The 19625-nt window shown below is 71.8% G+C and carries 16 protein-coding genes and 1 pseudogene; 7 read left to right on the forward strand and 10 right to left on the reverse strand.

The window, feature by feature from the left end:
• The first annotated feature begins 269 nt into the window (after window positions 1-269).
• Window positions 270-509, forward strand: coding sequence for a hypothetical protein (locus AC3ANM_RS10610; RefSeq protein ID WP_488284385.1), 240 nt, complete (start codon window positions 270-272; stop codon window positions 507-509).
• Between the two features lie 130 nt (window positions 510-639).
• Here AC3ANM_RS10610 and AC3ANM_RS10615 read toward each other — a convergent pair whose 3' ends face one another.
• Entirely contained in the window at window positions 640-1050 is a 411-nt protein-coding gene (locus AC3ANM_RS10615) for a hypothetical protein (protein WP_488284386.1), read from the reverse strand.
• A gap of 109 nt (window positions 1051-1159) precedes the next feature.
• The gene (gene dnaB / locus AC3ANM_RS10620) at window positions 1160-2542 is read right to left on the reverse strand and encodes a replicative DNA helicase (protein ID WP_488284387.1); all 1383 of its coding nucleotides are present in this window, start codon (window positions 2540-2542) and stop codon (window positions 1160-1162) included.
• Window positions 2543-2987: 445 nt separating this feature from the next.
• Here dnaB and AC3ANM_RS10625 point away from each other — a divergent pair.
• Window positions 2988-3604: pseudogene (locus AC3ANM_RS10625) on the forward strand (DNA alkylation repair protein).
• 21 nt (window positions 3605-3625) lie between these two features.
• On the opposite strand, the gene AC3ANM_RS10630 reads toward AC3ANM_RS10625, so the two are convergent.
• The gene (locus AC3ANM_RS10630; RefSeq protein WP_488284388.1) at window positions 3626-4057 is read right to left on the reverse strand and encodes a hypothetical protein; all 432 of its coding nucleotides are present in this window, start codon (window positions 4055-4057) and stop codon (window positions 3626-3628) included.
• 100 nt (window positions 4058-4157) lie between these two features.
• Here AC3ANM_RS10630 and AC3ANM_RS10635 point away from each other — a divergent pair, with 100 nt between their 5' ends.
• Window positions 4158-5519 carry an MATE family efflux transporter gene (locus tag AC3ANM_RS10635; protein WP_488284389.1) on the forward strand — a complete coding sequence of 454 codons (1362 nt, stop codon included), beginning with the start codon at window positions 4158-4160 and terminating at the stop codon, window positions 5517-5519.
• Between the two features lie 29 nt (window positions 5520-5548).
• Here the strand turns inward: AC3ANM_RS10635 and AC3ANM_RS10640 are convergent, their stop codons facing one another.
• Window positions 5549-7051 (reverse strand): CoA-acylating methylmalonate-semialdehyde dehydrogenase, encoded by a 1503-nt coding sequence (locus tag AC3ANM_RS10640; RefSeq protein WP_488284390.1) that lies wholly within the window; start codon window positions 7049-7051, stop codon window positions 5549-5551.
• A gap of 202 nt (window positions 7052-7253) precedes the next feature.
• Between AC3ANM_RS10640 and AC3ANM_RS10645 the strand changes: the two genes are divergently transcribed.
• Window positions 7254-10286 carry a sensor domain-containing protein gene (locus AC3ANM_RS10645; RefSeq protein ID WP_488284391.1) on the forward strand — a complete coding sequence of 1011 codons (3033 nt, stop codon included), beginning with the start codon at window positions 7254-7256 and terminating at the stop codon, window positions 10284-10286.
• A 177-nt stretch (window positions 10287-10463) separates the two neighbouring features.
• On the opposite strand, the gene rplI is transcribed toward AC3ANM_RS10645, so the two are convergent.
• The 6 genes from rplI to AC3ANM_RS10675 all read right to left on the reverse strand — a co-directional run bounded on the left by rplI (window position 10464) and on the right by AC3ANM_RS10675 (window position 16169).
• On the reverse strand, window positions 10464-10910 hold the full coding sequence (gene rplI, locus AC3ANM_RS10650) for a 50S ribosomal protein L9 (protein WP_488284392.1): 447 nt from the start codon (window positions 10908-10910) through the stop codon (window positions 10464-10466).
• Window positions 10911-10945: 35 nt separating this feature from the next.
• Window positions 10946-11182, reverse strand: a complete 237-nt coding sequence (gene rpsR, locus AC3ANM_RS10655; RefSeq protein ID WP_013494395.1) for a 30S ribosomal protein S18 — start codon at window positions 11180-11182, stop codon at window positions 10946-10948.
• A 172-nt stretch (window positions 11183-11354) separates the two neighbouring features.
• Complete coding sequence (locus tag AC3ANM_RS10660) at window positions 11355-11900, reverse strand: single-stranded DNA-binding protein (RefSeq protein WP_488284393.1); 546 nt, start codon at window positions 11898-11900, stop codon at window positions 11355-11357.
• A 16-nt stretch (window positions 11901-11916) separates the two neighbouring features.
• Window positions 11917-12204 (reverse strand): 30S ribosomal protein S6, encoded by a 288-nt coding sequence (gene rpsF, locus AC3ANM_RS10665; RefSeq protein WP_488284394.1) that lies wholly within the window; start codon window positions 12202-12204, stop codon window positions 11917-11919.
• 182 nt (window positions 12205-12386) lie between these two features.
• The gene (locus AC3ANM_RS10670) at window positions 12387-13811 is read right to left on the reverse strand and encodes a glycosyltransferase 87 family protein (RefSeq protein WP_488284395.1); all 1425 of its coding nucleotides are present in this window, start codon (window positions 13809-13811) and stop codon (window positions 12387-12389) included.
• A gap of 135 nt (window positions 13812-13946) precedes the next feature.
• Window positions 13947-16169, reverse strand: coding sequence for a transglycosylase domain-containing protein (locus AC3ANM_RS10675; RefSeq protein WP_488284396.1), 2223 nt, complete (start codon window positions 16167-16169; stop codon window positions 13947-13949).
• A gap of 223 nt (window positions 16170-16392) precedes the next feature.
• Here AC3ANM_RS10675 and AC3ANM_RS10680 point away from each other — a divergent pair, with 223 nt between their 5' ends.
• The 3 genes from AC3ANM_RS10680 to AC3ANM_RS10690 all read left to right on the forward strand — a co-directional run bounded on the left by AC3ANM_RS10680 (window position 16393) and on the right by AC3ANM_RS10690 (window position 19623).
• Window positions 16393-16989, forward strand: a complete 597-nt coding sequence (locus AC3ANM_RS10680) for a PadR family transcriptional regulator (protein WP_488284397.1) — start codon at window positions 16393-16395, stop codon at window positions 16987-16989.
• Window positions 16990-17067: 78 nt separating this feature from the next.
• Complete coding sequence (locus AC3ANM_RS10685; protein WP_488284398.1) at window positions 17068-18159, forward strand: inositol-3-phosphate synthase; 1092 nt, start codon at window positions 17068-17070, stop codon at window positions 18157-18159.
• 228 nt (window positions 18160-18387) lie between these two features.
• A complete protein-coding gene (locus AC3ANM_RS10690) occupies window positions 18388-19623 on the forward strand; it encodes a lamin tail domain-containing protein (RefSeq protein ID WP_488284399.1) in 1236 nt (411 codons plus the stop codon).
• Window positions 19624-19625 lie beyond the last annotated feature (2 nt).

Below are 19625 nucleotides of genomic sequence, written 5' to 3' on the forward strand. Positions count from 1 at the left end.
CACGCAGGGCCGGAACCACCATCCGCGGCAACCGGCCCGGGGGCCCGCGCCACCGGTGAATGCACGGAGAACGCCGCAGTCACCTGCGTCGTCCGCACGGCCTCCCGCGTTGGAGGCTTCCTGTGACGCCACCGTCAGGTCAGGGGTGTGCCGCCCCGGGGGTTCACGGGATGCTCGCCGCGACGCTGCGGGACATACTGGCGCCGGGCCCGGAACTCCCGTGGCCCGATAGCGCGTGGGGGTCTGTCGTGGGGTGGACGCAGCGCCAGATGGCCGCAGCCGTGGGGGCGTCGCTGCTAATCGCGGCCGCGTTGACCGTGGCCCTGCTCTCGAGCCTGGCCACCGTCGGGATCGGGCTCGGCCCCTTCACGTCCGCGACGCCAGTGCCGGCCGGCATCACGCTTGAGGCGCCGGCGGCCAACCCGGTCGGAGCGAACGCCACCCCGGAGATCGATCGGTCGGATACGCCGGCGTTGTTGCCGCAGGAGCAACGGTGCCCGTGCCCGTAACGGCCGCTGCCGTCCGAGCGGTCATGCCCATCGGGTGAGCAGTGTGCGTGTTCGGCGAAGCCGCATCACTGGGCTCATCGCCGCCCCCGTGCGGTCTCAGGCCGGGGAGTCAGGCGCTGGGTCGACCGAGTCATGTGTCCGCGTCCGCGGTGGATCCGACTTCGTGACGAGTGCGCTTGAGGGGGTCCGGGAAGGCCAGCGAGATCACCCAGGCCAGCAGACCCCCGCCGACCATGACTCCGGACCCGGTCAGCGAGGAGGTCACGTCGTCCTCATCGGTGCGCTGGCCGCGGTGAACGGAGAGCGTCACCGACTGCCCGACCCGGTAGTCCTTGGGATCCTCACTACCCGCGGTGGCGATCCGGGTTTTGCCGTCCCCCGTGCGCACGAGCAGCTGAACGTCGGTCTGACCGGGCTCGGCGGGCCGAACCTTCACCACCGTGGCCCTCTCATGAGTGGCACCAACCTGGCCCGCAGCGATGGCCACCAGGCTCAGCAGGCCCGCCCCCAGGAAGAACGAGCCGACCACACGCAGCCCCACGCGGCGGGCTCGAGCGGAGGCCTGCGCCGCCGTCGGCAGCGGCCGGGGCGGGCAGGAGTTCACGGCGCTGACCGCCCACCCACCATGGGACGTCGTTCCCCAACCCCGACTAGAAGCTGGACGCCATGTTGGTGAAGCGCGAGTAGTGGCCCTGGAACGCCACCACGATGGTGTCGGTGGGGCCGTTACGGTGCTTGGCCACGATCAGGTCGGCCTCGCCCTCGCGCGGCGACTCCCGCTCGTAGAGGGACTCGCGGTGCAGCAGGATCACCATGTCGGCGTCCTGCTCGATCGAGCCCGACTCGCGCAGGTCGCTCATCTGCGGCTTCTTGTCGGTGCGCTGCTCGGGGCCACGGTTGAGCTGGGAGAGCGCGATGACCGGCACCTCGAGCTCCTTGGCCAGGAGCTTGAGCGCACGGGAGAACTCCGAGACCTCCTGCTGGCGGGACTCGACGCGCTTGCCCGAGCTCATCAGCTGCAGGTAGTCGATGATCACCAGGCGCAGGTTGTTGCGCTGCTTGAGGCGGCGGCACTTGGCCCGGATCTCCATCAGCGACATGTTGGGGCTGTCGTCGATGAACAACGGGGCGTCGGAGACGTCGCCCATGGTGCGAGCCAGGCGGGTCCAGTCCTCGTCGCGCATGGTGCCCTTGCGCATGTGCTGCAGCTGGATGCCGGCCTCGGCCGAGAGCAGGCGCATGGTGATCTCGGTGCGGCTCATCTCCAGGCTGAAGACGACGGTCGCCTGCTTGTGCTTGATCGCCGCGGACCGGGCGATGTCCAGCGCCCACGTGGACTTGCCGACCGCAGGTCGGGCCGCGACGACGATCATCTGGCCCGGGTGCAGGCCGTTGGTCAGGGCGTCGAAGTCGGTGAAGCCGGTCGGCACCCCGGTCATCTCGCCGGTGCTGCCCGAGGCGTGCTCGATCTCGTCGACCGCGGCTTCGAGGATGTCGCCAAGGACGTGGTAGTCCTCGCCGCCGCGCTTGTCGGCCACGGCGTAGACCTCAGCCTGCGCCGCGTTGACGATGTCCTCGACGTCACCGCCGCCCTGGGCGTAGCCGAGCTGCACGATGCGGGTGCCGGCCTCGACCAACCGCCGGAGCACGGCCCGCTCGGCGACGATCTGGGCGTAGTAGCCGGCGTTGGCCGCCGTCGGCACCGACTGGATCAGGGTGTGCAGGAACGCCTGCCCACCAACCCGCTGCAGGTCGCCGCGCTTGCTCAGCTCGTCGGCGACGGTGATCGCGTCGGCCGGCTCACCCCGGCCGTAGAGGTCGAGGATCGCGTCGTAGATCAGCTCGTGGGCGGGTCGGTAGAAGTCGACGCCCTTGACCGTCTCGACGCAGTCGGCGATGGCGTCCTTGGACAGCAGCATGCCGCCGATGACGCTCTGCTCCGCATGGACGTCCTGCGGGGGCAGCCGGTCGATGTCGGGGCCGTCCGGGGAGGACCCCCCGTAGGCACTGACATCCAGCTCCGCGATCGACACCTGAGCCCCTTCGAAGACCATGAACGACGCTGCGATGCAGCCTGTGACCAGAGGTAACCACTGTGGTCTGACACCGCCCCTGACCGGCCGCCGACACGCGGCTTTCCTCCCGCGCGGTTCACGCTAGTTCCGCGGGCACCGGCACCTCAACACGGCCCTGTGGACAGGCTGGGGACAACGTGTGGGCCACGCCGTGGACGGATGTGCACACTGTGTGGACAACCCTGTGAATTGTCGCGTGAACCGCGCCGCGACGCGCCTGCTGGGGTGCACAAACGCCCGTCCACCGCCTGTGGACAGAAAAAAGTTCGGCACTACTGTGCGCCTCATGGCCGACACCCGGACGACGCCGCCGGCGGCGCCCCGCTCCGAGCTCGTCGGCGCGGTCCGCGCGGCGCTCGCGCAGGCCGCCGACCCGGACCGGGCCGCCGGTCAGCAGGCCTACATGAAGTCCGCGATGCCCTTCCGCGGCCTGACCGCACCGGTCCTGCGTGCCACCCTCCGCCCGCTCCTCGCCGACCCCGCCCACCGCCTCACCAGCCGGCAGGAGTGGGAGGCGACCGTGCGCGCCCTCTGGGACGACGCGGCATACCGGGAGGAGCGGTATGCCGCGCTGGCCCTCAGCGGGCACCGCACCTACCGCGCGTGGGCGCGGGAGGTCGCCAGCGTGCCGCTGTTCCGGCACCTCGTCGTGACCGGCGCGTGGTGGGACTACGTCGACGAGATCGCCTCGCACCGGGTCGGGGACATCCTGCGGGCCCATCCCGACAGCGAGGCCGACCGGATGCGGGCGTGGGCCCGCGACCCCGACCTGTGGGTGCGCCGCACCGCGATCCTCAGCCACTGTCCAGCAAGGACGCCCTCGACCGCCAGCTGCTGCTCGACGTCATCGAGCCCAACCTGGCCGACCCGGAGTTCTTCATCCGCAAGGCGATCGGCTGGGCGCTGGCCCAGCACGCCCACCTCGGCCCCGAGGCCGGGGAGTGGGTGCGCCAGGTCGTGGCCGCCTGGGGCGACCGGATGGCACCGCTGTCCCGACGCGAGGCGCTCAAGAACCTCTGAGCACCCGGGGCGTCGGGACCCTCAGCGGGCGAGCTCGGCCGCCCGCTCCCTCGACCGGACCCGGTCCCGCAGCGAGCGCACGAGCGCCAGCCCGCCGACACCGGCGAGGGTGAACCAGACGTCCGCGGCGGTTGCGACCCCGCCGAGGTGTCCGCTGGCCAGGTCCCAGGCCAGGGCCGGGACCCCACGGACGACGGCGATGACCGACCCCACGACCGTGGCGCGCACCAGCACCACCGACACCCGCCCGGTCGCGAGGCGGAGCGCGACCCCCGCCGCGGCGTACATGAGCGCGCCCGCGATGAGGTCATAGGCCAGGAACACCGGTCGGTCCGAGATCGCGGCCGCGCCCGCCGGCACCCCCGCGCGCCACCCCAGGGCCCAGGCCATGTGGACGCAGGCGAAGCCGAAGCTCCACACGGACAGCAGCACGCCGAGTCGTCTGGACGTCATGGCCTCACCCTCGCGGACGAAGGCGGCGCCGCACCTCGGGGACCACCCTGAGCTTCCCCCTGAAAGACCCCGGACCAGGGCTCCACCTAGGCTGCCGGGCGTGACGAGCGTGACCGGCCGCGCCCAGCAGCGGGAGATCCTGCGGCTGGCGGTGCCGGCGTTCCTGGCGCTGGTCGCCGAGCCGCTGTTCCTGCTGGCCGACTCGGCGATCGTGGGCCACCTGGGCACCGCCCCGCTGGCCGGCCTGGGCGTCGCCAGCGCCGCGCTGGTCACGGCCGCCAACGTCTTCGTCTTCCTCGCCTACGGCACCACGAGCACCGTGGCCCGCCAGGTCGGCGCCGGCTCGGAGCGCGAGGCCGTCGCCGCCGGCATCGACGGGATGTGGCTGGCGCTGGTCCTCGGCGTCGCCACGGCCGCCCTCGTCTTCGCCGCGGCGGACCCGATCGCGGGGGTCTTCGGCGCCTCCAGCGCCGCGCACGCGCAGGCGGTGACCTACCTGCGGGTGTCCGCCCTCGGCATACCGGGCATGCTCCTCGTGCTCGCGGTGACCGGCGTCCTGCGCGGCCTGCAGGACACCCGGACCCCGCTGGTCGCCTCGGTGGTGGGCTTCTCGGCCAACCTCGCGCTCAACCTGCTCCTGGTCCTGGGCCTGCACCGGGGGATCGCCGGGTCCGCCCTGGGCACCGTCATCGCCCAGACCGGTATGGCGGCCGGCCTGGTCCTCGTCGTCACCCACCGGGCGCGCGGGCTGGGGGCGCCACTGCGGCCGCACCCGCTTCGGGTGCTGCGGACCGCCGGGCAGGGCGTGCCGCTGCTGGTTCGGACCCTGGCCCTGCGCGCCGTGCTGCTGCTGACGACCTGGGTGGCCGCCGGGCTGGGCGACGTGCCGCTGGCGGCCTACCAGGTCTCGGCGACCGTGTGGAGCTTCCTGACCTTCGCGCTCGACGCCCTCGCCATCGCCGCGCAGGCGCTCACCGGCAAGGCCCTGGGTGCCGAGGACGTCGCGGCAGCCCGCACGGCCACGACCACCATGCTGCGCTGGGGCACCGGTGCCGGCGTGGTGCTCGGCGCGCTCCTGCTGGCGGTCCACGACGTGCTGCCCGGCCTGTTCACCGGCGACCCGGCGGTGCAGTCGGCCCTGGCCGCGGCGCTGGTCGTGGTCGCGCTGTCCCAGCCGGTCTCGGGCTGGGTGTTCGTCCTCGACGGGGTGCTGATCGGGGCCGGGGACGGGCGCTGGCTCGCCGTCGCCCAGGTCGTGCTGCTGGCGCTCTACTGCCCCGCGGTCCTGGCACTCCGGCAGGCGACCCCCGCGCTGCTCGCCGGCCCGGACCCGGCGGCGGCGCAGGATCACGCCCTGACGGTGCTGTGGTGGGTGTTCATCGGATTCATGGTGCTGCGCGGGGTGGCGCTGGGCTGGCGCTCCCGCAGTGACGCCTGGCTGGTCACCGGCGCCTCCCGCTGACCCGGGCCGGGTCAGCGGGAGGGTCCCGGTCAGTCGTGGGTGGGGAAGCCCAGGTTGAGGCCGCCGTGGCTGGGGTCGAGCCAGCGCGAGGTGACCACCTTGCCGCGGGTGAAGAAGTGCACGCCCTCGGTGCCGTGGGCGTGGGTGTCGCCGAACAGCGAGGACTTCCACCCCCCGAAGGAGAAGTAGGCCATCGGCACCGGGATCGGCACGTTGATGCCGACCATGCCGACCTCGACCTCGTGCTGGTAGCGGCGGGCGGCCCCGCCGTCGTTGGTGAAGATCGCCGTGCCGTTGCCGTACGGGTTGGTGTTGACCAGCTCCAGCGCCGCCTCGTAGCTGGGCACCCGCACCACCGAGAGCACCGGGCCGAAGATCTCGTCGGTGTAGATCGACATGTCCGGGGTCACGTGGTCGAACAGCGTCGGGCGCAGCCAGAAGCCCTCCTCGGGCCCGTCGACGTCCCCGCCGCGGCCGTCCACGGCCAGCGTGGCCCCGGCCTCGACCCCGGCCTCGACGTAGCCGACCACCTTGTCGCGGTGGGCGCCGGTGACCAGCGGGCCCATGTCGCAGCCCCGCGTCCCGTCACCGGTGCGCAGGGTCGCCATCCGCTCCTGGATCTTGCCTACCAGCACGTCGGCGACCGGCTCGACCACGACCAGCGCCGAGATCGCCATGCAGCGTTCCCCGGCCGAGCCGAAGCCGGCGTTGACTGCGGCGTCGGCGGCCAGGTCCAGGTCGGCGTCGGGCAGCACCACCATGTGGTTCTTCGCCCCGCCCAGGGCCTGCACCCGCTTGCCGTGCGCGGTGCCGGTCTCGTAGACGTACTTCGCGATGGGCGTGGACCCGACGAAGGACACCGCCTTGACGTCCTGGTGCTCCAGCAGCCGGTCGACCGCCTCCTTGTCGCCGTGGACGACGTTGACCACCCCGTCGGGCAGCCCGGCCTCCTTCCACAGCGCGGCGACGGCGTTGACCGCCGAGGGGTCCTTCTCCGAGGGCTTGATGACCACGGCGTTGCCGCAGGCGACGGCGATCGGGACGAACCACAGCGGCACCATGGCCGGGAAGTTGAACGGCGAGATCACCGCGACCACCCCGAGCGGCTGGCGGATCGAGTAGACGTCGACGTTGGTCGACACGTTCTCGCTGAAGCCGCCCTTGAGCAGGTGCGGGATGCCGCAGGCGAACTCGACGACCTCCAGGCCGCGGGTCACCTCCCCGAGGGCGTCGGAGAGGACCTTGCCGTGCTCGGCGGTGATCAGCGCGGCGATGTCCTCCTTGCGCGCGTTGAGCAGCTCGCGGAAGGCGAAGAGCACCTGGGCGCGCCGGGTCAGCGACGTCTGGCCCCACTCCCGGCCGGCGTCGTGGGCGACCTTGACGACCTCGTCGACCGTGGCGGCGGAGGCCAGGTCCAGCAGTCCGGTGACCTCGCCGGTCGCGGGGTTGTGGACGGGGCTGGTGCGCTCGGCGACCCCCGCCCAGGGGGCGCCGCCGACGAGGTGGGTGATGCGGGGGGCAGCAGGGCTCACGGCAGGTTCCTTCACGCTCACGGTCAGGGTCCGGCCAGCGTATGCCGGGTGCCCCCGGTCCGCGGAAGGGCCTCACCTGCCAGCGGACCTCCCATCTTTGGGCAAAACGCGACCATCCGGACCAGCCTGCTGGCTAGCCTTGAGGCCCCGGCGGGCATCCGCGGGCAGGGAGCGCCCAGGCGCGTGGCAGGGAGGTCCGGCCGTGAACGTCCCCGTGCCGACCCGCCTCGGTGACGTCACGGCATACCTGGACGGCCTGCTGCGCCACACGGACACAGTGATCAGCGTCCGCGACGCCCGGGACGGCCGTTTCCTGCTGGTGAACCGGGCCTTCGAGGAGCTGGTGGGCCAGCCGTCCGGGGAGGTCCTCGGGCGCACCCCGCACGAGGTGTTCCCGGCCGATGTCGCCGAGGACTACCGCGTCGAGGACCTGCGCGTGGTGGAGACCCGCGAGGTGCAGACCAGCCATCAACGGTTCACCGACCCCGACGGCGCCGAGCACGCCTTCGTGACCCACAAGTTCCCCCTCCTGGACGGCGGGGGCGAGGTCTATGCGGTCGGGATCATCGCTACCGAGGTGACCGAGCTGGCACGGGTGCGCGCCTCGCTGGCCGAGAGCGAGGAGCGCTACCGCGCCCTGGTCGAGCACTCGCCGTTCGCCATCGTGGTGCACGTGCGGGGGCACTTCCGCTACGCCAACGCTGCCGCGGTGCGCCTGCTGGGCGCCCGGGACGAGGCCGACCTGATCGGGCGGCCCGTGCTCGAGCTCATCCCCGAGGCGGACCGGCAGGAGGCGGCGTCGATGATCGCCAGCATCCTCGCCGGCCGGAGCGAGATCGCCGGGCGCCGCGAGGCCGTGCGCCTGGACGGCGGGCGGATCATCGTCGAGATCACTGCCACCGCCGTCCCCTGGGAGGGCGAGACCGCAGTGCAGATGGAGGTCCGGGACGTCACCGACGAGACCCGCTCCCGGGAGCTGCTGGCCCGCGCCCACCAGGAGTCGGTCGAGGCCGCCGCCCGGCTGCGGTTGCTGCACACCGTGGCCACGGCCGCCAACGACGCGCTCACCCTCGACGAGGCCACCGGGGCGGTGCTGCAGGCCGCCTGCGAGCACTTCGGCTTCGCCGGCGCCGTCGTGCGGCCACGCGCCCTCGACGGCGGACGCTCCTTCCCCTCCGCGCCGGTGCACCACGTCGCTGACGGCCCGCTGCGGGAGCGGCTCACCACGGCCATGGCCATGGCCGGCCCGCTGGGCCCGACCCCGTTCGGCGTGGTCGGGACCGCGGGTCGGGTGACCGACCTGGACGGCACCGGCGTCAGCGAGGTCGACCCGGCTGCCGCGGAGCCGTGGGAGGCGGCCCTGGCCGCGGCGGGCGTCCGCGCCGTGCACGCCGTCCCGATCGTCCTGCACGACACGGTGGCCGCCCTGTGCGAGTTCCTCGACGGGTCGGGCGTGGGTGGTGCCGGGGACCGGCAGGGCACGCTGCGCCTCGTCGCCCACGAGCTGTCCCGGGTGCTCGAGCGGCAGCTGGCGCTGGAGGAGCGCGCCGCCCACGAGGCGCGGTTCCGCACGATGTTTCTCAGCTCACCGGTGGCCATGGCGCTCTCGGACAGCCACGGCCACTTCGTCTCGGTCAACCCGGCGTTCTCCCGGATGCTCGGCCTGCCCGAGGAGCAGGTCGTGGGCCGCTCCTCCGACGTGTTCACCCACCCCGACGACGTCGCCGGCAACGCCCGGATCAGCGCCACGCTGGACCACACGACCGGTCAGGTCTACCGGGTGGAGAAGCGCTACCTGCACTCCAGCGGGCGGGTGGTCTGGGGACTGCTCTCGGTGACCCGGGTGACGTTCCCCGACGGCCAGCCCTACACGCTGGCGCAGGTCGAGGACATCACCGACCGGCGCAAGGCGGAGGCCGACCTGCACCGCCAGGCCCGCCACGACGCCCTCACCGGGTTGGCCAACCGGGCCACGCTGGCGCGCGGCCTCGGCGCGCTGGCCGAGTCCTCCGAGGCGCTGGCGGTGCTGTTCGTCGACCTCGACGGGTTCAAGCTGGTCAACGACACGCACGGCCACTCCGCCGGCGACGCCGTGCTCCAGGAGGTGGCGCACCGGCTGTCCTCCTCAGTGCGGGCCGGCGACCTCGTCGCCCGCTTCGGGGGCGACGAGTTCGTCGTCGTCAGCTGCGGCATCGCCACGCGCCAGGAGGCGATGCAGGTCGCCGCCGAGGTGGAGCAGGCCCTCGCCGGGCCGATCCACTGGGGTCCGGTCACGCTGGAGGTCACCGCCAGCGTCGGTATCGCGCTCAGCTCACCCCACGGGGGCGGCCGGGTCCTCGACGCCGAGGAGCTCATCCGCCGGGCCGACGCCGCGATGTACCTCGCCAAGCGGCGGGGCAAGGACCGTGCCGACGTCTACGACGACTCCCTCCACGCGACCAGCCAGTCCCGCACCCGGACGGCGGCGGCGCTGCGCCGGGGCCTGGCCGGGCAGGGCCTGAGGGTGCACTTCCAGCCGATCGTCGACCTCGACCTGGGCGAGGTCGTCAGCGCGGAGGCGCTGGTCAAGCTCATCGACGAGGACGGCACCCTGATCCGCACCTCGGAGCTGGTGGACGTGGCGGAGGAAACCGGGCTGATCATGCAGCTGGGCGCATGGGTGCTGCGGCAGGCCTGCACCGAGGTGGCCCAGCTGCGCCGGGACACCGGGTGGGCGATGTCGGTGACCGTCAACCTCTCGGCCCGTCAGGCGGCCCAGCCCGACCTGGCGGCCAGCGTCCTGGCCGTGCTGGCCGAGACCGGCCTGGACCCCGACGGCCTGTCCCTGGAGCTGACCGAGTCGGCCCTGCTGGACTTCAACGACGCCACGCTCACCCAGCTCAACACCCTGCGCGAGCACCGCGTCGGCATCGGCATCGACGACTTCGGCACCGGCTACTCCTCGCTGACCTACCTGCGGCACTTCCCGGTCAACTTCGTCAAGGTCGACCGGGGCTTCGTCCGCGGCCTGCCGGAGTCCGAGCGGGACCTCGTCATCGTGCGCACCGTCAACACCCTGGCCCGGGAGCTGGGGCTGGCGTGCGTCGTGGAGGGCGTGGAGACCCCCGAGCAGCTGCAGGCCGTCCGCGGACTCGGCGGCCGGTTCGCCCAGGGCTACCTGTTCTCCCGCCCGGTGCCGCTGGCCGCCCTGCGCGACCTGGTGGTCCGCGGCGTGTCCGTCCCCCCGCCGGCCTGACCCGCCGGCCTGACCCGCCGGCCTGACCCGCCGGCAGCGTCCCCACTCAGGGACCTGCCTGCCCCCAGGGACCTGCTCACCCCACGGGTCGCGGCCGACGCAGGCAGAAGGGGCCTGGTTCCACGTGGAACCAGGCCCCTTCGGGTGCTGCCCTGCCGGGGCAGCGGTGCAGCTGCGTCAGCCGGCGACGACCGTGAGCGCCACCGTCGCCTGGACCTCCGGGTGCAGGCGGACGAGCGCCTGGTGCGACCCGGTGGACTTGATCGGCGTGGCGATCTCGATCTTGCGGCGGTCGAGCTCGGGGCCACCGGCGTCCTTGACGGCCGCGGCGACCTCGGCCGGGGTCACGGCGCCGAAGAGGCGACCGGACTGGCCGGACTTGGCCGTGACCTTGACGGCCTTGGCCTCGAGCTGGCCCTTGATCGACTTGGCCTCGTCGAGGGACTTGACCTCACGGGTCTCCCGAGCCTTGCGGATCGAGTCGACCTGCTTCTGGCCGCCCTTGGTCCAGGCCGTGGCCAGGCCGCGGGGGAACAGGAAGTTGCGGGCGTAGCCGTCCTTGACCTCGACGACGTCACCGGCGGTCCCGAGGCCCGAGACCTCCTGGGTGAGGATGAGCTTCATGTCGTATCTCCTTCGCGACGACTCAGTGAGCTAGCTCAGCGAGCCGAGCTGGAGTAGGGCAGCAGGGCCATCTCACGGGCGTTCTTCACGGCCGTGGCGATGAGTCGCTGCTCCTGGACGGACACGCCGGTCACCCGACGAGCGCGGATCTTGCCGCGGTCGGAGATGAACTTGCGCAGGAGCGCAGTGTCCTTGTAGTCGATGTTCTCGACCTTCGCCGCCTTCAGCGGGTTGGCCTTCTTCTTGGGCTTGCGCACAACGGGCTTGGCCATCGTGGTGCTCTCCATTCTGTGAGAGCCCGGAGGGTCACTCCGGGATAGCTTTGTGGATCAGTTGCGACTCTCATCGCACCTGGCGGTTCGGCCGGCTTCGCATGCACAGGGAAGCCGTCTCACCTGGGTCTCCGGGCTCACCCTCCAGGGGGTGTTCCCAGTGACCTTTTGTCTAGAAAGGCGGCTCGTCGTAGGACGGGCCGGAACCCCAGCCGCCGCCCTGCGGGGCGCCCTGGGAGGCGCCGGCCGAGGGGCCGGTGGCCCACGGGTCATCACTGGGCTGGCTCTGGCCGCCACCGAAGCCGGCGTTGCCGCCGCCCTGGTTGCCGCCGAAGCCGCCGCCACCGCCACCACGCTGGGTGCGGTTGACCTTGGCCGTCGCGTAGCGCAGCGAGGGGCCGACCTCGTCGACCTCCATCTCGACGACCGTGCGCTTCTCGCCCTCCTTGGTCTCGTAGGAACGAGACTTCAGGCGGCCGGACACGATCACGCGGGTGCCGCGCTGGAGCGACTCGGCGACGTTCTCCGCCGCGTCACGCCACACCGAGCAGCGCATGAACAGCGTCTCGCCGTCCTTCCACTCGTTGCTCTGACGGTCGAACGCGCGAGGCGTCGAGGCAACGGTGAAGTTGGCCACCGCCGCCCCGGACGGGGTGAACCGCAGCTCCGGGTCGTTGGTGAGGTTGCCGATGATGGTGATGACGGTGTCGCCAGCCATGGTGATCCCCTGTGTCTCAGGCGCCGGGGCGCAGGAGCTTGGTCCGAAGGATGGACTCGTTGAGGTTGAGCTGGCGGTCCAGCTCCTTGGCGGTAGCCGGCTCGGCAGTCAGGTTGACGACCGCGTAGATGCCCTCGGACTTCTTCTTGATGTCGTAGGCCATCCGGCGACGTCCCCAGATGTCGACGTTGTCCACGGTGCCGCCGTCCTTGGTGACGACGGTGAGGAACTTGTCGAGGCTCGGCTGGATCGTACGCTCCTCGAGCTCGGGGTCGAGGATGATCATGAGCTCGTACTGACGCATGCTGTGAACCCACCTCCTTTGGTCTAGAGCGGTCACGGTCTTTCCGTGACAGGAGGGTTGCAGCGTCCCACCGCGACACACGCTGCCAGAGGACTCTGACAGTGGGTATGCCGTGGCGAACCTGACGAGGGTACCCGTCCGGCGCGTGGGGGGTGAAATCCGCGTCACACCCCGCGCGGCGCTCAGCCGAAGCGGACCAGCACCCGGTCCGGGGCGCCGGCCAGGGGCCCGGCCAGCTCGTCGACCTCGGCCTCCGCCCACAGGGCGGGGTCGACCTCCTCCTCGACGTCCTCCTGGACGTCCTGCTCCACGGCCGCCCGCGCGCGGGCGACCCGCACGACCTGCAGGACCAGCCACCCCAGCGCCGCCAGGCGCACCAGCAGCAGCGCGGCATACGGCCCGGGCGGCAGCCCCCGGTCCTTCGTGCTGAGCCCGGCGAGGTAGAGCCACACCGCGACGGAGTAGGTGACCTCCGCGCCGGCCCACAGGAGGTGGTCTCTCCAGCGCACGCCGACCAGGGCGATGAGCGGCAGCACCCACAGGGCCGCCTGGACGGGCACCGACTTGCCCGTCACGAGCACGACCGCGAGCATCACGAGCGCCACCTCCGCGACGCCCGGTCGCCGTGCCGTGGCCAGCGCCGTCACCGCACCGGCGGCGAGTGCAGCCAGCCAACCGAGGACGGCCAGGGCGGTGACCGCACCCACGGGCAGGTCGTGGTCGAACAGCTGCGGGACCAGCCAGAGCGAGCCGTAGCCGGCGCCGGCCTCCCACCACCGCCGGTAGGTCGAGAGCAGGCCACCGGCGCCGAGCAGCAGGAAGGGCAGGGAGACCAGCACCCACGTGCCCAGCGCCACGGCGGCGGTGAGCGCCCACTGCCGCACCCGGCCGCCCCGGACGGCGACCAGGCCGATCGCGGCGATGACCACGAGCGGGTAGGTGCGGGTGGCCACCGCCAGGCCGAGCGTCACTCCCGCCAGCGGCAGCCGGCGCCGGCCCCAGGCCCACAGGCCCACCGACGTCAGGGCCACGCCGAGCAGGTCGGCCGAGACCAGCGCCGCCGTGACGACCACCGGGGAGAGCGCGACGTGGGCGGCCTTCCACGGGTGCCGGGGCACCGAGGCCGCCGTGACCACCACGACCAGGATGAGCAGGAGCACGACGAGCACCGCCCAGAGCCCGAAGTACCACGCCTGCCGGGTGCTCACCGGCCCCGCCGGGACGAGCAGCGCCATCAGCCACATGGCCATGCCGGTGCCGACCGGCTGGTCCAGCGCGGTGCCGTGCGGCAGGTAGGGCACCTGCCCCGTGGCCAGCCCGGTGCTCTGGAACACCAGGGGCAGGTCGGAGTAGCAGGCGTGCCAGAACTGGTCCGGGGTCTGCCACCCGCTGCTCACGCAGTGCGCGCGCGCCGCCACCGCGAGGGCGACCGTGACCGCGCCGAGCCCGGCCAGGGCCGCGGCTGCGGCCTGCCAGCCGTCGCGCGCACGGCGACCGACCGCTGCATACCGCCCGACGGGCCCGCCGGCGACCTCGCTGGCGGCCGCGACGACGGGGTCCTCCCGGGAGGGCGCCACGGGGCGGTCGGGGGCGGGGCTGGGGCGCATGCCGCGCAGACTACGGGCTGGGGCTGGGCCCGTGCCGCCGACGCCCGGCGGGCCGGCGGGTCACCACCGGCCCGGCCCCACACACGACGGTGCCCCCCTGCTCGCGCAGGGGGGCACCGTGGCCAGGCGTCGACGTTATGGCGTCGGGGGCGGGCTCGTGGAGCCTCCCCGCCTGCCCGCACCGGAGGTGGTGGTGCTGCTCGAGCTGCTGCCGCCGCCGGGGAAGGGCACCGTGAAGGTGTTCTTCGGCGTCTTCGTCTTCGTCGGCGTGTGGAGCGTCGGCGGCGCCGTGGTGGTGCTCGTCGTGCTCGTCGTGCTGGTGGTGCTCGTCGTGCTCGTCGTCGGCGTCGGGGTGGGGACGGCCTCGTCGCCGACACCGGCGCGCGGCGGGAAGTCGACCACCGGCTGGCCCTTCAGGGCACCCTCCATGAACGCGGTCCAGATGCGGACCGGGAAGGTGCCACCGGTGACCTCACCGAAGCCGTTGACCTGGATGCTGCCGGTGCCGTCGCCCTGGTAGATGCCGACCGCGGCGGCGAGCTGCGGGGTGAACCCGTCGAACCAGACCGCCTTGTTCTTGCTGGTCGTACCGGTCTTGCCGGCCGCCGGGCGACCCAGCTCCATGGCGTGCTGGGCGGTGCCCTCGGTGACGACGTGGGTCATCGCCTCGGTCGCGTCCGCGGTGACCCTCTTGTCGAACGCCGCCTGCACGACCCGGGACGCCTTGTAGTCGACGCTGCCGGACCCGGAGGTCACCGACTTGATGAGGTACGGCTTGGCGCGCATGCCCTGCGAGGCGATGGTGGCGTAGGCGTTGGCCATGTCGATGACCCGCGGGGAGGCCGAGCCCAGGATGTTGGCGTAGTTCGGCGCCAGCCCCGGGGTGCTCTGCGGGACGCCGGCGGCGATCGCGGCCTGCATCGTGGACTGCGGGGAGACCTTGATGTTCAGCGCGGCGAACACGGTGTTGACCGAGTGGGCCGTGGCCCGGCGCAGGTCGATGTTGCCGAACTGCTCGTCGCCGAAGTTGCGGATCGTGCCGTTGGTGTCGACCTCGCTGCCGGTCGAGCCGTTCTGGCCCCGGAACTCCGGGAAGTCCTGGGGGCTGTGGCCGTCGAAGCGGGTCTTGGTGCTGATCCCCTTCTGCAGGGCCGCCAGCAGACCGAAGGCCTTGAACGTCGAGCCCGCCTGCAGGTGGGCGTCGGTGGCCGAGTTGAACTGGACCTTGTTGTAGTCGCGGCCGCCGTACATCGCCACGATCGCGCCGTCGCCGGGCTTGATCGCGACCAGTCCGGCGTGGAGCAGCTTGGACGCCTTGTCCGAGCCGGAGCTCGGCAGGTTGTCCTGGACGGCCTTGATGGCCGAGTCCTCGGACCGCTTGTCGATGGTGGTGACGACCTTGTAGCCACCGCGGTCGATGTCGGAGTCGGTCAGCTTCAGCCGGCTCTTCAGCTCGTCCTTGACGGCGTTGGTGATGTAGCCCAGCGCGCCCTTGCTGGAGCTCTGGCGGCTCTTGGCGCTCTTGACCGTCGGGAACTTCGCGTCCACGGCGCGGTTGGAGGCGTCGTACTGCTCGGGCGTGATCCAGCCCTCCGTGCGCATGCCGCCGAGGACGTAGCGGACGCGGTCCTGGGCCGCCTTGAGCGCCTGCGGGCCGTTGGCCGGGTCGAAGTAGCTGGGGCCGTTGATGACGGAGGCGAGCAGGGCACCCTCGGTGACGCTCAGCTGCGAGACGTCCTTGCCGAAGTAGGCCTTGGCCGCGGTCTGGATGCCGTAGGCGCCCCGGCCGAAGTAGATGGTGTTGAGGTAGCTCTCCAGGATCTGGCTCTTGCTCTGGGACTGATCGATCTTGATCGAGATCATCAGCTCCTTGTACTTGCGCGTGATCGTCTGGTCCTGGGTGAGGAAGTAGTTCTTCACGTACTGCTGGGTGATCGTCGAGCCACCCTGGGTCGGCCCGCCCTTGAGCGCCACCAGCACCGCACGCCCGATGCCGGTCGGGGACACGCCGCTCTCGTGGTAGAAGCTGCGGTCCTCGGCCGCCAGCAGCGCCCGCTGCACGTGCAGCGGCACCTTGCTCAGCGGCACGGCCTCACGGTTGACCTGGCTGATGCGGGCCAGCTCGGTCTTGCCGTCGGCGTAGTAGATGACCGACGCCTGTGAGGTGGCCAGCTCGTTGGGGTTGGGGATCGGCGTGGTCGCGTAGGCCACGGCGAAGCCCAGCACGCCCAGGACACCCAGGCTGACCAGGGTCAGGAGCACCCGCTTCCACGTGAAGAACCGGCGCCACCCCTGGGACTTCTTCGGCTGTGGGGGACGGCGTCGGCCGGCGGTGCTGGCTCGGGTCTGTGCGTTCACGTGTCTTCTTCCGTAGAACGGGCGGCGTGGCTGCCGGTCAGTATGCCGACGAGCACTGTGCTTGCCTCGTCGAGCCGGCCGTGGGGGCGGCCCACGCGGGACGAGGGTAACGCTCCCCACCTGCGCTGCGGAACTCAGATATATCGGAGCGATATATCTGTGGGGTATCGTGAATCACGTTCCGGCCTTCGCCGGGCACCCGTCCCGACCGGAGGTGAGCTGCATGAGCCGACGCGCCGCGCTGCTCGAGCTCGCCGTCCTCGGTCTGCTCCACGAGGCGCCGATGCACGGCTATGAGCTGCGCAAGCGCCTCAACGCCATCCTCGGCGCCTTCCGGGCCCTGTCCTACGGCACGCTCTACCCCTGCCTGCGCGACCTCGTGCGCCGCGGGTGGATCGCCGAGAGCGCGCCGGCCCCGGGCCGGTCGGCGGCGACCCCCGGAAGCCGCCGGGCCCGGATCGTCTACGAGCTCACGGCCGAGGGCAAGGACCGGTTCCAGGAGCTCATCGCCGACGCCGGTCCCTCGGCGTGGGAGGACGAGACGTTCGATGTCCACTTCGCGTTCTTCGCCCGCACGGAGGCCGAGGTCCGGCTGCGCATCCTCGAGGGTCGCCGCAGCCGCCTCGAGGAACGTCTGGACGCCTTCCGCTCCGCCGCGGTCAAGAACCGCGAGCGGGCGGACGCCTACACCGCCGAGCTCCAGCGCCACGGCCTGGAGTCCGCCGAGCGCGAGGTGCGCTGGCTCTCCGAGCTGATCAGCGCCGAACGCCTGACCGGTCCACCGCTGCATCCCCCAGGTGGGGCCGCACCGCGGACCTGACGGACCGGCATACCGAGTCTTCCCCCCGAAGAGTCTTTCCCGAAGAGCAGTCCCATCACCACAACAAGGAGAACCCCCATGGGATCCGTGCGCGTCGCCATCGTTGGCGTCGGCAACTGCGCCAGCTCGCTGGTGCAGGGTGTCGAGTACTACAAGGACGCCGACCCGAGCGGCACTGTGCCCGGCCTGATGCACGTGCAGTTCGGTGACTACCACGTGAAGGACGTCGAGTTCGTCGCCGCCTTCGACGTGGACGCCAAGAAGGTCGGCTTCGACCTGTCCGAGGCCATCAACGCCTCCGAGAACAACACCATCAAGATCGCCGACGTGCCGCCGACCGGCGTCATCGTCCAGCGTGGTGTGACCAACGACGGCCTGGGCAAGTACTACCGCCTGACCATCGAGGAGTCCGACGCCGAGCCCGTGGACGTCGTCCAGGCGCTCAAGGACGCCAAGGTCGACGTGCTCGTGTCCTACCTGCCGGTGGGCTCCGAGGAGGCCGACAAGTACTACGCGCAGTGCGCCATCGACGCCGGCGTGGCCTTCGTCAACGCGCTGCCCGTCTTCATCGCCTCCGACCCGGAGTGGGCCAAGAAGTTCGAGGACGCGGGCGTCCCGATCGTCGGCGACGACATCAAGTCCCAGGTCGGCGCGACCATCACGCACCGCGTGATGGCCAAGCTGTTCGAGGACCGCGGTGTGACGCTGGACCGCACGTACCAGCTGAACGTCGGCGGCAACATGGACTTCAAGAACATGCTCGAGCGGGACCGCCTCGAGTCCAAGAAGGTCTCCAAGACCCAGGCCGTCACGTCGAACCTGACCGGCCCGCTGGCCGGCAAGATCGAGGACAAGAACGTCCACATCGGCCCGTCGGACTACGTGCAGTGGCTGGACGACCGCAAGTGGGCCTACGTGCGCCTCGAGGGTCGCGCGTTCGGCGACGTGCCGCTGAACCTCGAGTACAAGCTCGAGGTCTGGGACTCCCCCAACTCGGCCGGCATCATCATCGACGCCATCCGTGCGGCGAAGATCGCCAAGGACCGCGGCATCGGCGGCGCCCTGATCTCCGCCTCCTCGTACCTGATGAAGTCCCCGCCGGTTCAGCGCGAGGACACCGAGGGCCGCACCAAGCTCGAGGCCTTCATCGCCGGTACCGAGGAGCGCTGACGCAGGCGAGCAGCACGGTCGGGGCCGGCGCGCCTGAGGTCACGGTGCGCTGAGCCTCCGGTCGGCTCCTGACAGGGCCCGGACGTCCCACGACGTCCGGGCCCTGTCGCGTCCGGACGTCCGATTCTTCCGGGTTTGGTAAAGCCCGGGACGACACGCCGGAGGCCCGGCCTACATTCGTGGCTCCATCCGGCGGCCTCCACGCCGCAGGGGGATCGGAGGCCACCCATGCACGCGCCCTCACTGCTGCCCCGACGGCGCCGGACCGGCGTCCTCGCCGCCGGCCTGACCACCCTCGGCCTGCTGCTGGCCGCCACCCCGGCCTGGGCCGCCTCGTGGGTGCAGCTGCACCCGGCGACCGAGGGCCGGGCTGTGCGCACCGTGGACGGTGACACCGAGTACGTCGACGTGTGGGGCGACGGCATCGCCACCCCGCAGAGCATCCGCAACTCCGGCATCCAGGCCATGGAGGTCGGCCAGTGCCACGCCGCCGCGGCGTCGGCCCTGATGAACTCCCTGACCCTGGGCAAGCGCGTGCGGCTCACCGCGGTCCACGCCAGCGCCGTCAGCCTGGGCCGGCCGGTGCGCTTCGTCGACGTGGTCACGAGCACGGGGGTCGTGGACTCCCAGCTCGCCATGCTGCGGGCCGGCCAGGCGGTGCCCCTCGTGATCCCGCCGGAGACGAGCCGCTGGAAGACCTACTCCGCCGCGGCCCAGCAGGCTGCGACCACGGGCAAGGGCCTGTGGAACCCGGTCTACTGCGGCTCCGGCCCCCAGCAGGCCAACGCGATCAAGCTCTGGGTCAACTACGACGGCGACGGCAACGAGGCGCTCAACCCCAACGCCGAGTACGTCCGCATCCTCAACCGCGGCACGACCCGCCTGTATGTCGGCGGCTGGTGGGTGCGCACCGGGGCCCAGGACTCCTACCACTTCCCGGCCGGCACCTCGATCCCCGCGGGCGGCTACATCACCCTCCACGTAGGCAAGGGCACCCGCACCGCGAGCAGCTTCTACTGGGGCGCGTCCGGGCCCAAGTTCGGCAACGTCGACGAGGGCGCCTACGGCAACGGGGCCTACCTGTTCGACCCGCAGGGCGACCTGCGGTCCCACGCCATCTACCCCTGCCTCTACGCCTGCAACGACAGCCGCATCGGCACGGTGGACGTGCTCGCCGACGCCCACGGGGAGGTCATCACCCTCCACAACAAGCCGACCTCGCCGACGGTGGACCTGTCCTACGCCGTGGTCTCCGTGGGCGGCAGCACCTACGAGCTGCCGCGGACGGTCCTCCAGCCCGGCCACCAGGTGCGGGTCCACACCGGCAGGGGCACCAACACCTCGACGGACTACTACTGGGGCCGCACCACCTCCCTGCTCGTGGACACCGGGGGCCGGGCGATCTTGCGCACGTCGGAGGACATCCGGCTCGGCTGCGACGCCTGGGGCACCGGCCGGTGCTGACG

The organism is Oryzihumus sp. JJN4-3R (assembly GCF_057747915.1).

Bases quoted from the DNA above. Each gene is read 5' to 3' on its own strand.
- AC3ANM_RS10680 (WP_488284397.1), top strand. From the start codon at position 16,393: ATGAGCCGACGCGCCGCGCTGCTCGAGCTCGCCGTCCTCGGTCTGCTC.
- AC3ANM_RS10630 (WP_488284388.1), bottom strand. From the start codon at position 4,057: ATGACGTCCAGACGACTCGGCGTGCTGCTGTCCGTGTGGAGCTTCGGC.
- rplI (WP_488284392.1), bottom strand. From the start codon at position 10,910: ATGAAGCTCATCCTCACCCAGGAGGTCTCGGGCCTCGGGACCGCCGGT.
- rpsF (WP_488284394.1), bottom strand. From the start codon at position 12,204: ATGCGTCAGTACGAGCTCATGATCATCCTCGACCCCGAGCTCGAGGAG.
- rpsR (WP_013494395.1), bottom strand. From the start codon at position 11,182: ATGGCCAAGCCCGTTGTGCGCAAGCCCAAGAAGAAGGCCAACCCGCTG.
- AC3ANM_RS10685 (WP_488284398.1), top strand. From the start codon at position 17,068: ATGGGATCCGTGCGCGTCGCCATCGTTGGCGTCGGCAACTGCGCCAGC.
- AC3ANM_RS10690 (WP_488284399.1), top strand. From the start codon at position 18,388: ATGCACGCGCCCTCACTGCTGCCCCGACGGCGCCGGACCGGCGTCCTC.
- AC3ANM_RS10660 (WP_488284393.1), bottom strand. From the start codon at position 11,900: ATGGCTGGCGACACCGTCATCACCATCATCGGCAACCTCACCAACGAC.
- AC3ANM_RS10610 (WP_488284385.1), top strand. From the start codon at position 270: ATGGCCGCAGCCGTGGGGGCGTCGCTGCTAATCGCGGCCGCGTTGACC.
- AC3ANM_RS10670 (WP_488284395.1), bottom strand. From the start codon at position 13,811: ATGCGCCCCAGCCCCGCCCCCGACCGCCCCGTGGCGCCCTCCCGGGAG.